Here is a 204-nt window from a genome sequence, read left to right as displayed (position 1 = left end):
CAGAAATGTCTACGCCATCAATGCTGTAATCGCCATTGGCATCAACGGTGACGCCAGTGATGACTTGCACTGTGCCAGCGCTATCGGTGAGGGTTAGGGTGACAGTGCTGTTTGGCGCCACATCAGTAGTGGTACCTGAAATGTCAGCGGTTTCTGCGCCATCGTTAATCACTAATGCAACGTCGATAGAGCCCGCAGTGGCGT

The 204-nt window shown here is 52.9% G+C and carries 1 pseudogene; it reads right to left on the bottom strand.

Features of this window, described 5'->3' with window-relative positions:
* Window positions 1-204: pseudogene (locus LMH66_RS20385) on the bottom strand (hypothetical protein); the annotation flags it as partial.

Source organism: Shewanella sp. 10N.7, from assembly GCF_020806285.1.
GTDB classification, from domain to species: domain Bacteria; phylum Pseudomonadota; class Gammaproteobacteria; order Enterobacterales; family Shewanellaceae; genus Shewanella; species Shewanella electrodiphila.
Note: the sequence above shows the minus strand (reverse complement) of the source record. Positions and strands in the feature narration are given on the sequence as shown.